Annotated in this window: 12 protein-coding genes; all 12 read right to left on the bottom strand. The window is 43.7% G+C overall.

Going from position 1 to position 14,870, the window contains the following annotated elements:
* Positions 1-115: 115 nt before the first annotated feature.
* Positions 116-1,363, bottom strand: coding sequence for a cell division protein FtsZ (ftsZ, locus tag B4F91_RS10990; RefSeq protein ID WP_004589421.1), 1,248 nt, complete (start codon positions 1,361-1,363; stop codon positions 116-118).
* A gap of 23 nt (positions 1,364-1,386) precedes the next feature.
* Positions 1,387-2,619: a cell division protein FtsA gene (gene ftsA, locus B4F91_RS10995; protein ID WP_286938920.1), complete on the bottom strand. Its 1,233-nt coding sequence runs from the start codon at positions 2,617-2,619 to the stop codon at positions 1,387-1,389.
* Positions 2,616-3,401 carry a cell division protein FtsQ/DivIB gene (locus B4F91_RS11000; RefSeq protein ID WP_004589419.1) on the bottom strand — a complete coding sequence of 262 codons (786 nt, stop codon included), beginning with the start codon at positions 3,399-3,401 and terminating at the stop codon, positions 2,616-2,618. The genes ftsA and B4F91_RS11000 overlap by 4 nt, the downstream gene beginning before the upstream one ends.
* A 1-nt stretch (position 3,402) precedes the next feature.
* Positions 3,403-4,323 (bottom strand): D-alanine--D-alanine ligase, encoded by a 921-nt coding sequence (locus B4F91_RS11005; protein ID WP_024033298.1) that lies wholly within the window; start codon positions 4,321-4,323, stop codon positions 3,403-3,405.
* Positions 4,320-5,729, bottom strand: a complete 1,410-nt coding sequence (gene murC, locus B4F91_RS11010) for a UDP-N-acetylmuramate--L-alanine ligase (RefSeq protein WP_051063459.1) — start codon at positions 5,727-5,729, stop codon at positions 4,320-4,322. Before murC ends, B4F91_RS11005 begins: the two co-directional genes overlap by 4 nt.
* A 42-nt stretch (positions 5,730-5,771) precedes the next feature.
* The gene (gene murG / locus B4F91_RS11015; protein ID WP_286936802.1) at positions 5,772-6,848 is read right to left on the bottom strand and encodes an undecaprenyldiphospho-muramoylpentapeptide beta-N-acetylglucosaminyltransferase; all 1,077 of its coding nucleotides are present in this window, start codon (positions 6,846-6,848) and stop codon (positions 5,772-5,774) included.
* Entirely contained in the window at positions 6,845-8,020 is a 1,176-nt protein-coding gene (gene ftsW / locus B4F91_RS11020) for a cell division protein FtsW (protein ID WP_286936800.1), read from the bottom strand. The genes murG and ftsW overlap by 4 nt, the downstream gene beginning before the upstream one ends.
* Entirely contained in the window at positions 8,017-9,351 is a 1,335-nt protein-coding gene (gene murD / locus B4F91_RS11025) for a UDP-N-acetylmuramoyl-L-alanine--D-glutamate ligase (RefSeq protein WP_054982318.1), read from the bottom strand. Before murD ends, ftsW begins: the two co-directional genes overlap by 4 nt.
* Positions 9,352-10,434: a phospho-N-acetylmuramoyl-pentapeptide-transferase gene (gene mraY / locus B4F91_RS11030; RefSeq protein ID WP_004589413.1), complete on the bottom strand. Its 1,083-nt coding sequence runs from the start codon at positions 10,432-10,434 to the stop codon at positions 9,352-9,354.
* Entirely contained in the window at positions 10,434-11,816 is a 1,383-nt protein-coding gene (locus B4F91_RS11035; protein WP_248462245.1) for a UDP-N-acetylmuramoyl-tripeptide--D-alanyl-D-alanine ligase, read from the bottom strand. The genes mraY and B4F91_RS11035 overlap by 1 nt, the downstream gene beginning before the upstream one ends.
* Positions 11,813-13,291 (bottom strand): UDP-N-acetylmuramoyl-L-alanyl-D-glutamate--2,6-diaminopimelate ligase, encoded by a 1,479-nt coding sequence (gene murE, locus B4F91_RS11040; RefSeq protein WP_004589411.1) that lies wholly within the window; start codon positions 13,289-13,291, stop codon positions 11,813-11,815. The genes B4F91_RS11035 and murE overlap by 4 nt, the downstream gene beginning before the upstream one ends.
* On the bottom strand, positions 13,284-14,870 hold a 1,587-nt coding region (locus B4F91_RS11045), incomplete at its 5' end, for a penicillin-binding transpeptidase domain-containing protein (protein ID WP_288635748.1). The genes murE and B4F91_RS11045, both read right to left, overlap by 8 nt.

A 14,870-nucleotide genomic window follows, 5' to 3' on the forward strand; every position in this document is an offset into this window, starting at 1 on the left:
TTTAATCATAGGTTCGCTCACTTTTAAATCAGTTACAGTTAGACGGCGGAGTTTAACATAAATCCTTTTGCCTTTCAATATTTGTACATATTTCAAACAAAAGCATTAGTAAATGTTAATCAGCCTGCTTACGTAAAAAAGCCGGAATATCAAAATAATCTCCGCCTTCTGATTTATCCGCTTTTTTACTGTTTTGCGCTGATGAACTTGCCGTGTTGCTTGAGCTTGTAGATGGCGCTTGTTCTTTGCTTTCTACTTGCGTGCTTGGCGTCGTTTCCTCAGTGCTTGTGCCTTGGCTTGCAAAGCTTGGTACGTACATGCTGCTAGATTGGTTTGATGAACTTGCTACATCAGAACCTGATGCCTTTTTAAAGCCGTTATCAACAATACCAAACTGCGGACGACGATCGCCGCCTAAACCCGTAGCAACAACAGTTACACGTAACTCGTCGCTCATTTCTGGGTCAATAACCGCACCTACAACTACGGTTGCATTTTCAGACGCTAGCGCTTTAACGTGGTTACCCACAATTTCAAATTCTTCAATCGCAATGTCCATACCCGCGGTAATATTAACCAAAATACCTTTAGCACCGGTTAAATCAACGTCTTCTAGTAATGGGCTTGAGATAGCCGCTTCTGCAGCTTCTTGAGCACGATCTGGGCCTGATGCAGAGGCTGTGCCCATCATGGCAGTACCCATTGCTGACATTACGGTACGTACGTCGGCGAAATCCACGTTAATTAAACCAGAACGTGTAATTAGCTCAGCAATACCTTGAACCGCACCAAAAAGTACATCGTTTGCTTTAGCGAAGGCATCTAATAGTGTAGTCCCTTTACCTAAAACTTTAAGCAATTTATTGTTCGGAATTGTAATAAGTGAGTCTACAATTTCTGACAATTCGTTAATGCCTTGTTCAGCAGCTGCTGCGCGCTTTTTGCCTTCAAAGTCAAAAGGACGCGTTACTACAGCAACCGTTAAAATACCTAATTCTTTGGCAATTTTAGCAACCACTGGTGCAGCACCTGTACCTGTACCACCACCCATGCCGGCAGCAATAAATACCATATCTGCGCCTTCAAGGCTGGCACGGATTGTTTCTGCATCTTCTTCAGCCGATTCGCGGCCTACTTCTGGGTTTGCACCTGCACCTAACCCTGAGGTTATTTGCGTGCCTAGTTGTACGGTAATATCGGCAGCGGAATTACGTAATGCTTGTGCATCCGTATTTGCGGCTATGAAGCGCACGCCTTCTATTTGTTGTTTTACCATGTGCTCAACAGCGTTACCGCCGCCACCGCCCACGCCAATTACCTTAATTACAGCTTCTTCGCTGTGTTGTTCCATCATATCAAACATGTTTACTCTCCGACTTGAGTACTTTAAAACTCGCCTTGGAACCATTTAGTAATGCGGTTCCACCAATTATTATTATCCTCTGCTTTCGACTTTTGTGCATTCATCGATTGCATAGTGCGCCCGTATTGTAACAAACCTACAGCGGTTGCGTACGAAGGATCGTCTACGTAGTCTGTCAAACCAACTATCCCGATTGGTTTGCCTATTCTCACTGGCATTTGGAAAATGTCTTCAGCCACTTCCATTGCGCCAGTCATTTTAGCAGTCCCGCCTGTAATAACGAGGCCTGCCGCAATTTGGTCTTCTAAACCTGAGCGACGAATTTCTTCCATCGCTAATTCAAATAATTCTCTAAAACGAGGCTCTACCACTTCAGATAAAGTATGGCGCGACATTAATCGTGCTGGTCGCCCACCTACACTTGGTACTTCTATGGTGTCTTCGTTACTGGCCATTTGGCTACTTGCACATGCATATTGTACTTTGAGTGACTCAGCATGTGATATAGGTGTACGAAATATTTTTGCAATATCACCGGTTACTTGATTACCCGCCACTGGGATAACCGAAGAATGGCGTAATGCCCCGTTAATATAAATAGTGATATCCATTGTACCACCACCAATATCAAGTACCGCTACACCAAGCTCTTTTTCGTCATCGGTTAAAACCGAGTAACACGATGCAAGTGCGGTAAATATAAGCTGATCAACCTCTAAACCACAGCGCTCAACACATTTTTCAATGTTTTTAGCCATGTCGTTTGAGCAAGTAATAATGTGTGCACGTGCTTCCATACGTACACCGCTCATCCCAAGGGGGTTTTTAATGCCCTCTTGCATATCAATGCTGTATTCTTGCGGTAATGCATGCAGCATTTTACGCTCGGCCGAAATAGGCACAGAGCGCGCTATATGAATTACATTTTCAATGTCTTCTTCGGTTACTTCTGTATTATTGATAGCAACCACGCCGCTTTCGTTTTGACATTGTATGTGCTTGCCAGAAATCCCTAAGTACACTGAGCTAATACGACAATCAGCCATTAACTCGGCTTCATCTATTGCTCGGCGAATCGACTCAGACACTAAGTTTAAATCGTTAACGCCGCCTTTATCCATACCATGAGATACTTGGCTGCCCACACCAATAATGCTGAGCTTGTTATCTGCGGTGATTTCACCTACCGTGGCCACCACTTTTGAGGTACCAACGTCTAATCCAATCACTAGGTTTCTTTCTGCTGACTTAGTCATGCCTTACTCTTATTTTGTAATTGCTGTTCTTGCACAGGCTTATAGCTAACTGCAAGGCCGGTATCATAGCGTAAATCTATTGCATCTATTTGTGCATCTGCACGCTTTTCCATGCGCGGGTACACATCTATAAACCGCTGTACTCGCTTTGCTTTGTCTTTGCGCCCTAAATTTAAGCGCACACCATTATCTAACCATAACTGCCACGAAAAACGCTCCGAAAGGGCTAAGCTTTTTAACGTTAATGCATTTACCTTTAGCATTTCGTCAAACTGCTTAAAGGCAATCCACGCTTCTTTTTCGCTGCCTTCTGGGCCGTAAAGTTGCGGTAAATCATTGGCGAGTTTATCGCTACTTGCTTCAAAGGCATCGCCACTTTGGTTTAGCAGTAAATCGCTATTCCAATGGGCTACGGCTTCGTGTTCAACTACGTACACTTGTATTGTATCGGGCCATTGCTTGCGTACCGATACGGTTGCAACCCAAGGTAAATCTTTTACCAGTTGCTGTACGCGTTTTACATCTAGCTCAAAAAAACTGCTTAAATCGGCCTTTTTTATTGCTTTTATTATGGCCTTTTCGTCAGTGTATTTGGGCTTTCCTAGCACTGTTAAGTGCTTTATTTGTGCATCTTTGTTCTCTACTAGCCAATCAGATACACCGGTAGTTATTTGCACGAGCCCAATCACTACCACCAGAAAAAAGCTCACACCAAAAATTAGCGACCAATTAAAGTTAAGTTGCTGTTTTAACTGTTGAGCTTTTTCTAAAAGGGGATGCATATTAAAGCGTTTGCCCCAAAATGCGAACAACTAATTGCTCAAATGTTGCCCCATTTGCTTTTGCCGCCATGGGCACCAGCGATTTTTCGGTCATGCCAGGGACTGTATTTACTTCTAATAAATAAAAATTCCCCTGCTCATCTTGCATGGCATCTACACGGCCCCAGCCGCTTGCACCCACTAAATCAAACGCCTCTAACGAGATAGCCTGTAAGTGCTGTGTATCTTGCGCCGATAAATCTGCAGGGCAATGATACTGTGTTGTATTTGATTGATACTTAGCTTGGTAATCGTAAAAACCATTTGGAGTCGTCATTTCAATCACAGGCTGTACTTCATCGCCTAATACCGTCACGGTAAATTCGCGTCCGGTTATCCACTGCTCTACTAACACTTGGCTATCAAACTTAAAAGCGTGTGTAAGGGCATCTTCAAGCTCTTGAGCGGTACTTGCTTGCGCCATACCTATGCTTGAGCCTTCGTGCGATGGCTTAACCATTACTTTTTTAAACTCATCCATAATAGCTTTTGCATCAAAGCCTTTTTTAGCATCAACAACTGCATAAGGCGCTGTGCTTAGCCCTGCAGATTTAAATAAATGCTTACAACGGACTTTATCCATTGCCAAGGCTGAGCCTAATACAGTGCTGCCCGTGTATGGCAAATTCATAAATTCAAGCGCGCCTTGCACTGTCCCATCTTCGCCACCACGGCCATGCAAAGCAATAAAAACACGATCTACCTGTAATTCTTTTAGCTCCCACAAAGAGCGATTTTGCGGGTCAAAAGCAATGGCATCAACGCCGGCATTTTGTAGTGCATTAAGCACCGCTTGCCCTGAACGTAGTGACACTTCGCGCTCTGCTGAGTTACCCCCAAGCAGTACTGCTACTTTACCAAATTGCGCGTTTTCTTGCGTCATACTTCACCTTGCTTTAATTTTTCCACCGACATACCTGTTGCCGCTAATGTTTTAACCAATTGTCCTATATTACCAGCGCCTTGCGTTAAAACTAAGTCGTTATTTTGTAAGTTATCGGCCAATACACCAGCAAGCTCTGCGCTCGTTGCTACATGTAGAGGCTCTTTTCCGCGCTGACGTAAGCTGCGGCACAGGCTTTTACTGTCTGCGCCAACAATAGGCTCTTCGCCGGCACTGTACACATCAAGTAATAAAAGTTGATCTACATCTGCTAATACTTTTACAAAGTCTTCGTATAAATCGCGTGTACGGGTAAACCTGTGCGGTTGATAAACCATAACTAAACGCTTTTCTGGCCAGCCTTCGCGTACCGCTGCAATGGTGGCTGCAACTTCTGATGGGTGATGTCCGTAATCATCCACCAGCATGACATTGCCGCGCTCGTTTTCAAAGTTGCCATAATGCTGGAAGCGTCGTCCTATGCCTTCAAATTTTTGCAGCGCCTCTAAAATTGCGTGGTTAGCAATGTTTTGATCTTTAGCCACTGCAATTGCCGCCGTGGCATTAAGTGCGTTGTGCTTACCTGGCATATTAAGCGTTGCACTTAAGCTTTCACCGCTTTTATGTGTCACTGTAAAAGTACAAGTACTTGCTGATTGGCTAAAATCACTCATGCGGTAGTCGGCATCTTTTGACTCGCCATACGTGATCACAGGGCGACCAAAACGCGGGATCAACTCACTTGCTACCTGCGAGTCTATGCACACTACGGCTAAGCCATAAAATGGCAGGTTATGAATAAAGTCCACATAAGTGTCTTTCATTTTCTCAAGGCTGCCGCCGTAGGTTTCCATGTGATCTTCTTCAATATTGGTGATCACCGATACCATAGGCTGTAAATGTAAAAACGATGCATCGCTTTCATCTGCCTCAGCAATTAAAAAGTCGCTCTTGCCCACTTTTGCATTACTGCCCGCGCTATTTAATAAGCCACCAATAATAAAAGTAGGATCAAGCCCTGCCTGAGCATAAATGCTGGCAATTAAACTGGTTGTAGTGGTTTTACCATGTGTGCCCGCAATAGCAATGCCATGGCGAAAACGCATTAATTCGGCAAGCATTTCTGCACGGCGAACTACCGGTATACGCGCTGCTTTTGCAGCAATAATCTCAGGGTTTGTTTCATCAATAGCACTTGAAACAACAACTACGTTGGCATCTTTTACGTTGTTTTCGTGATGGCCTATAAATACTTCTGCACCGGCTTTAATTAAGCGTTCGGTCATTGCGCTGTGCGCTATATCTGAGCCTGTAATGCGGTAGCCTTCAAAAGCCAGTACTTCAGCAATGCCGCCCATACCCGCACCACCAATACCAATAAAATGGATGGTTTCTATTCGACGCATAGCAGGTCGAGTTTGTTGTTCTTGTATTGACTTATCTTTCACTTATTTTCTCTTATTTGTTACTTGCTCACAGTGCGAGGCAACGCTTGCTGTGGCATCTAAAATGGCTTGCTGCTTAGCATTGCTGGCCATTTGTTTAATTAATATAGGCTTTGCCAAATACGGGTTTAATAGCTCAACTATTGAATCTTTATTAAACTGCGGCTGAGGCATTAAAAGCGCGCCATTTGCGGTTACTAAATACTTTGCGTTGGCGGTTTGATGATCGTCTACCGCATGTGGAAACGGCACAAACACAGCCATTTTACCCGCGGCGGCAATTTCACTAACAGTCAGTGCACCAGCACGGCAAATAACAATATCGGCCCACGCGTAGGCGGCGTCCATATCATCTATAAATTCAGCAACTTTTAGCTCTTCATCTGCAATGTTGTTTTTCGCATACGCGCTTTTCACGCCCTCAATATGGCCTTTACCTGTTTGGTGCCACACTTTAATTGGCGCTGTTTTAGCAAGTAAATTAAACGCCTCTGGCAGTGTTTGGTTAAGCACTTGTGCGCCTAGCGAGCCACCTACCACTAAAATATTAATAGGGCTTGAAACATCACGTTTAGCTACATTAGCAACGCTTGCACGTACTGGGTTACCGACTAATTCGGCTTGCCCTGGTGCAAAGGCGCTTGGAAACGCAGCAAGTACTCTGTTAGCAAATTTTGCCAACCACTTGTTGCTCATTCCTGCTACTGCATTTTGCTCATGAATCACCAGTGGAATGCCTAAACTTTTAGCGGCAATGCCGGTTGGCCCGGTTACATAGCCGCCCATAGCAAGCACTACATCTGGTTGCTGAGATTTCAATACCTTACGCGCCTGCAATATTGCATTAAGTACCATGAATGGGGCTTTAATAAGACGCTTTAAGCCATTACCGCGTACGCCCTTTACATTAATAAAATCAATCTCAATGTTATGCTTTGGTACAACATCCGCTTCCATTCTGTCTGGCGTGCCTATCCAGCTTATTTGCCAGCCTTGCTCTTTTAAATAATCGGCTACAGCAATACCTGGGAATATATGCCCGCCTGTACCACCGGCCACAACTACTAATTTTTTACTCATCGCTTACCTCCGCGTGAGGTGGCTTGTTTGGTTGCCATTTTGGTTTCAAAATCAACACGCAATAAAATACCGGTGGCAATCGTCATTATTAATAAACTTGAACCACCATACGAAATAAACGGCAAGGTTAGCCCTTTAGTCGGTAATAACCCTGCACTGGCGCCTACATTAACCATGGTTTGAAACGCAAACCAAATGCCAATAGCAAACGCAAAATAGCCTTCGTATTCTTTGCCACATTTTAAAGCTTGTTGGCCTATTAAAAGCGCCCTAAATACAAACACAGCCAACACACATAAAATACTTGCTACACCTACAAGGCCTAGCTCTTCACCTATAACGGCAAAAATAAAATCGTTATGCGCCTCGGGTAAATACTGTAACTTTTGCACGCTGTTACCTAACCCTTGGCCAAACCAGCCACCTTGGCTGTAGGCCATAAGCGACTGCACTAACTGATACCCTTTACCAAATGGGTCTTCCCAAGGGTCTAAAAAGCCCACCACTCGCGCCATTCTGTATGGCTCTACAATAATCAGTAATACAACAAGCCCTACGCCCGTTAAAATAAGTACAAAAAACTGCCATAACTTTGCGCCGGCCAAAAATAACAGCCCCACAGTTGTTACAAACATAACCACCACGGTTCCTAAATCGGGCTGCAGTAAAATAAGTAAGGCATATACCGCAAATACAGCGATAGGCTTAGCAAAGCCTTTAATATTTTCTTGTACTTCTTCGCGCTTTCTTACCAAGTAGCCTGCTATATAACTGAAAAAGTATAATTTAGCGGCCTCGGCCACCTGAAAACCAACAGGCCCAATGGGTATCCAACGCTTAGCGCCGTTGACTTCGCGGCCTATTATTAACACGGCAATAAGTAGCACCATACCAAGCAGCAACAAATACGGGTTTGAGCGTTTCCACCAATCCATAGGCACGCTGGCGGCAATCCAAAATAAAGCAAATGCCATCGCTAAAAACATGCTGTGGCGAATGGTAATATGGTATGAGTTATCAAACAGCCTTTCGGCTGTGGGCATTGAGGCGCTGGTCACCATTATAAAACCCACCCCTATAAGCATTAACATGCAATAAAGCAGTGGCACATCGTAAAGCTGTGCTGAGGGTTTAGGGGTGAGTGTTTCTTTTAAATCGGCAAAGGCAATCATAATTGCCCTTCCATTACACATTGCACAAAGTCATCACCGCGTTGCATGTAGTTGTTATACATATCAATGCTGGCACAGGCAGGGGCAAGTAATACAATGTCACCGCGCTTGCTAAGTACTTTAGCGAGCGATACCGCCTCTTGCATTGTGTTTACCAAGTGCGATTTACTCGTTAAAGCAGCAAGCTCTGCTGCATCTTTACCAAAGCATACAAGCGCTTTTACATGACTTTTTATATATGGCTTTAACGCACTTAAATCAGCGCCTTTAGCATCACCACCGGCTATTACAATCAGGTTTTCGTGATCTGAGGCCAAACTATCTATTGCCGCTATAGTGGCGCCAACATTGGTGGCTTTAGAGTCGTTAAAGTATTGAACACCATGTTGCTCATCAACAAACTGGCAACGGTGCGCTAAACCATTAAATTGACAAAGCGCCGCTGCGTACTGCTCTTTACTAATATCAAACGGGCTTAATAACGCCATAACCGCAAGTGTATTTAAGTAATTGTGCTTACCAACGACCGCAAGCGTGCTGACAGGTAAGTACGCCTCGCCTTTTACTATAAAGTGCAGCTCATTATTGCGCTCAGCTAAGTGGTAATCACCGTGGTCGGTGCCAAAGCTCATTTGCGGCGCTAAAGCGCGACTAATAGGCTTAGTTTGAATATCATCTGCGTTGGTTACTAAAAGCTCAGCATTGTTATAAATACTTAATTTAGAGTCGATATAGGCTTGGTAGCTGTCGTATCGATCTAAATGATCTTCAGATATATTTAATACCGCTGCGCTTATTGGTTTTAAGCTTGAGCAGGTATCTAGCTGAAAACTCGAAAGCTCCAGCACATACACATCAAAATCATCGCTTAGTAAATCCAATACCGCAGTGCCAATATTGCCACCTAATGCCACCTTATAACCTGCAGCTTTTAATACCTCGTAGGCTAAGGTAACAACGGTTGATTTACCATTAGAACCAGTAACAGCAACAACCGGTTTTGTATTTATACGAGCAAATAGCTCTACATCACCAATTACTTCAATGCCTGACTCTATTGCTTGAGCAATTGCGGGAATTTTTAAGCTAAGCCCGGGGCTTATGATGATCATATCGGTTTTACAAAGCGCGGCGCTAGCTAAATCACCAAAATGCGTATTAAGCTCAGGAGCATGCTCGCTTAGCCAATCCATACCTGGTGGCGCAACACGGCTATCAACGACTTTTGGTGCAAAACCATGAGATAATAAAAAACGCACAATGCCCAGACCGGTTACACCGAGTCCGAGCACTGTTATATGTTTGTTTTTTATCTCGTTTAAATACTGCATTTATCGAATCTTTAATGTCGCAAGGCCAGCAAGTACTAGCACAATTGAAATTATCCAAAAGCGCACAATAACACGTGGCTCTGGCCAACCTTTTAGCTCGTAATGATGATGAATCGGCGCCATTCTAAAAATGCGCTGTCCGCGTAATTTGTATGAGCCCACTTGTAAAATTACCGATAAAGCCTCCATTACAAACACGCCGCCCATAATAATAAGCAGTAGCTCTTGGCGTACTAAAATAGCAATAATGCCCAGCGCGCCGCCAAGTGCCAGCGACCCTACATCTCCCATAAACACCTGTGCTGGGTATGTGTTAAACCATAAAAAGCCTAACCCAGCGCCAACAATAGCGGTACACACAACCACCAGCTCACTAGCAAGCGGTAAATGCGGGATATGTAAGTAAGCCGAAAAGTTAATATTACCGGTTAAATAAGCAATTATCGCCAGTGCAGCAGCCACTAAAATAGTCGGCACAATCGCCAGGCCATCTAAGCCATCAGTCAGGTTTACCGCGTTTGAAGTACCCACTAATGCAAAGTAAGTAATTACAATGTAAAACAAGCCTAGTTGTGGCAATACATCTTTAAAAAATGGCACAACAAGTGAGGTTTCTGACGCTTGTGTACTCGTAGCATACAGTGCAGTTGCCACTACTAGAGCAATAACCGATTGCCAAAAATACTTCCATTTAGCAATTAACCCTTTAGGGTCTTTACGTATTACTTTGCGGTAGTCATCTATAAAGCCCACTAAACCTAATGAGCCAATTACAAATAAGGTTGCCCATACGTATTTGTTTGATAAATCAGCCCATAATAAGGTGCTGGTAAATATGGCGCCTAAAATAAGTAAGCCTCCCATAGTAGGAGTGCCTTTTTTAGATAAGTGAGATTCTGGGCCATCATCACGCACTACTTGGCCAATTTGCATTTTTTGTAACGAACGAATGAGCTTAGGGCCAAAATAAAGCGACATCATTAACGCTGTTAATATGCCTAAAATGGCACGTAGGGTTAAATACGAAAAAACATTAAAGCCACTGTAATATTGGGTTAAATACTCTGCCAGCCAAACTAACATTATGATACTCCATTGATGGCTTGTTGCTGGCCATTTACTAAATCGGTTACTAATAATTCCATGCGAGAACTGCGCGATCCTTTCACCACAAGCGTGGTTTTATTGTTTGTGTTATTAAGACTGGTTTGAATTTGCTTGAGCATCTCTTCGCGGTTAGAAAAATGACGGTTTGGCTTATCAAATACATCGCTTGCGTATTTACTTAACACACCCAGCGTATACAGCTCATCAATGCCTTGTTGTTTTGCGTACTCGCCTACTTCTTGATGATAAGTTCTGGCTTGCTCACCAAGCTCTCCCATATCGCCCAGTGCTAAAATACGGTGCCCTTGAATATCACTTAATAAATCAATTGCAGCTTTTACCGACTTAACATTTGCATTGTAGGTATCATCAATAACGGTCAGTGAATCAGTTACTTTTATTAAGTTTACACGCCCCTTCACATCGCCCATGGTGGCAAGTGCGGTGGCTATCTCTTCAAGTGATACATCAAACTCGCTGGTTAAAGCCGCAGCAATAAGCGCATTGCTCACATTGTGCTTACCAGGAAGAGCAAGCGTTACAGGTACTTTTTGATCTTGTGTACACAATAAAAAGCTCGCGCGAGCGTTTTCGTCTAGGCTGATATTTTCAGCCCAAATATCAAGTTTTTCAGTACTTGAAAAACACTTAACAGTGCGCCCTTTTAATTTATCAAGCCAGTATTGGCTAAATTCGCTATCGCAGTTAACAATGGCAACGCCATCGTCTTTTAGGCCATCAAAAATCTCACCTTTTGCCTTAGCAACTCCCATTAGGCTACCAAAGCCTTCTAAATGCGCTGCGGCCACATTACACACCACAGCTACATCGGGTTTTGCCATGGCGGTAGTGTAAGCAATTTCGCCTAAATGATTAGCGCCAAGCTCTATAACAGCAAAACGGTGCTGCGGCTCTAAACGTAATAGCGTAAGTGGTACGCCAATATCGTTATTAAAGTTACCTTTTGTAGCAAGCACATCTCCGTGCACCGATAAAATAGCGGCGCACATTTCTTTTACCGTTGTTTTACCCACGCTGCCCGTAATGGCAATGGTTTTAGGGTTAACCTGCGCCATAACTGCTGCACCTATATTGCCTAATGCAATGCGGGTATCGCTAACAACAAACTGCACAATATCTACATCTACTTTATGCTGAACAATAACGCCAATAGCGCCTTTTTGTTTAGCGTCAGCAATAAATTTATGGCCATCAAAATTAGGCCCTTTTAAAGCTAAAAACACCTCACCGTCGCAAATACTGCGGGTATCGGTATTAATATTTACTACATTGAGATTATCACCTAGATAATCGGTTGCTAGCACATTTGCCAGCCAATCAAAGTCCATTGGGATCATTGAGTTATCCCTCTTACTGCTTTTTTTAGTTGTTCTTTTACATAACTGCGATCGCAAAAGTCGATACGTTGATCGCCAATAATTTGGTAATCCTCGTGGCCTTTGCCGGCAATTAAAATAACGTCATCCGCATTTGCATTTTCTATTGCATAGCGAATGGCTTTTGCTCTATCAGCCTCTAAATGGGCTTTTTCAGGCTGCGATAAACCCGCTGCCACATCTGCCAAAATAGCATCTGGGTTTTCTGAACGCGGATTGTCGCTGGTAACAATAACCTTATCTGCATTTTGCTCTGCCGCTTGCGCCATTAAGGCACGCTTACCTTTATCTCTGTCGCCGCCACAACCAAAAACACAACTAACCCCACCAGGCACATGCTTTTGCAATGCTTGTAAAGCCAGAGCAAGCGCATCAGGCGTATGGGCGTAATCAACAACGCACGTAGGTAAATTAACTTCGCTAAACGCTTGCATACGCCCAGCAACGGGGTGCAAATGCGCGCATCCGGCGGCTAACTGCTCAAGCGGATAACCTAGCCCCAACAATGTTGCCAGTGCCGCAGTTAAATTATATAAGTTAAACTCACCAAATAGAGGCGATGTTACGCTAATATCACCCCAACTTGTGCTCAATTGCGCCGAAATACCATTTTTAGAATACTCAACATCAGAAAAATACACATACTGTGCATTTTTAGGTGCTAAATTTTTACGACCATAACAAATAAGATTATTAAAACTGTATTTTTCAAGCCATTGCTCTGCTTGCCCATCGTCTTGATTAAGCACCACTAACTGTGGGTCAAAATCGCGAAACAGCATAAGCTTAGCGTCGCCATAACTTGTCATATCGCCGTGATAATCAAGGTGATCGCGCGATAAATTAGTAAATACCGCCGCTTTAAATTGGCATTGTGCCACACGCTGTTGCACTAACCCGTGCGATGAAACCTCCATCGCCACAAGCTTTTTATGCTGCTGTTTTAAGTCATGCAATATGTGCTGCAAGTCAACAGCCGAAGGCGTGGTATTAATAAGTGGCGTAAGTGTATCGGGGTGGCCATAGCCTAATGTGCCTATAATGGCCGAAGGGGTACTACAAAACTGCGCTAAATGCGCCATCATAGCCGTTGTTGTAGATTTGCCATTAGTGCCCGTTACACCAATTAAATCGAGAGATTGGCTTGGGTTTTCATAAAATTGACTCGCTAGCTCTGGGAGTTTTTTATCAAGCTCAGTTACTAAATACAGTGGCTCAAAAGTGACATCAAATTCGCAGAGCCTATCGGCAATAATGGCTGTAGCGCCGTTTTCAATTGCTTTGGCAATAAACTGTCCGCCATCAAGCGCATGGCCTTTTATAGCCACAAATACATCGCCAGGGGTTACATCCCGGCTATCAAGGCGTAAATCTTTAACTAGCTGCGAAGGTGCATCTATGTCGATGTATTTTAAAATAGCCTTTAAATCACGCATCGTTATCTTTACCTTTTACGTAAGCCACTTCTTCCTTATCAGGGGCTACGTTTAATATTCTTAATGCGTTAGAGACGATTTCTGCAAATGCAGGGCCTGCGGTGGCACCTCCATAGTACACATCGCCACCGGGCTCATTTATCATCACTACCACAGCCAAGCGTGGATTACTTGCCGGTGCTACACCTGCAAAATAACCTACGTATTCATCACCGTAACCACCAGCAACCGCCTTTTTAGAAGTACCGGTTTTGCCTGCCGCACGGTAGCCATCTACTTTTATGTTTCGGGCTGTACCGTCTTTTTCAAACACGCTTTCCATCATGTGAACAACGGCTTCTACGTCTTTTTGTTTAAAAATACGCTCGCCTTCTGGCACACCGTCTTGCTTTAAAATCGTTAACGGACGATTAATCCCACCGGCACCTAACATGGTGTAAAAGCGGGCCATTTGCGCCGTACTTACCGAAATAGCATAACCAAACGATAACGTGGCAATTTCAAAGTCAGACCAGCGGCGGTTTGGATAAAATAAACCACTACTTTCGCCAACCATGCCTGTGCCGGTATCACTACCAAAGCCCACTTTTTGATATAAGCCAACTAAGTAATCTTTAGGTACTTGCTGCGTTACCTTGGCCACGCCCATGTTTGATGAATACTTTAAAATTTCGCGAAGCGTCATTTCACCGTGGTTACGGGTATCTTTTACTAAACTGCCGCCTAAACGCATCCAACCTGGGTAGGTATCAATGGTGTCGTCGGCTTTAATTGCGCCGTAGTCTAGCCCAGCTAAAATGGCTAGTGGCTTAACGGTTGAGCCTGGTTCAAACAAATCGGTAATTGCGCGGTTACGGCGTTTATGTGGTTGTGCATCGTTCAAATTATTTGGATTAAATGATGGGCTATTTACCATAGCCAAAACTTCACCGGTTTTAACATCAACCACCATGGCCGACCCCGATGTCGCTTTATACGTGAGTACAGCAGATTTTACTGCTTTATAAGCAATTGCTTGAATACGTTGATCAATACTCAGCTGAATATTTTCAGGCTCTACACGCTCACGCTCATCTAATACTTCAACTTCGCGGCCTTGGGCATCTTTACGAATAGTGCGGCGGCCTTCTTCGCCTGTTAAGGCATTTTCGTAGAGTTTTTCAATGCCTTCTATGCCTTTCCCATCAATATTTGTAAAACCAATAATGTGGGCCGTTACCTCTCCCGCGGGGTAATAACGTTTAGACTCATCTAACAAATGAATACCAGGTAAGCGTAATTGGCTAATGTAGTTGGCAACAGCCGGTGTAACTTGGCGCTTTAAATACACAAAACGACGGGTGGGATCATTTAATAAACGCGAATTTATTTTTTTAGGATCGATACGTAATACATCTGCCAGCTCACGCCAGCGCAGATCATTTTCATAATAAACAGAGGTACGCTTATCAAGCTCAGCGGCATTTTCTGCAAGCGTTTTATGATCTTCACCGTTTTTACGTGCTTGTTTTATAACTTTAGCAACAAGTGACTTATGCAATGCTTTAGGATCGGCATACACACTGACTACAGGCACACT

This window comes from Pseudoalteromonas sp. UBA6610 (assembly GCF_002433295.1).
GTDB classification, from domain to species: domain Bacteria; phylum Pseudomonadota; class Gammaproteobacteria; order Enterobacterales; family Alteromonadaceae; genus Pseudoalteromonas; species Pseudoalteromonas atlantica.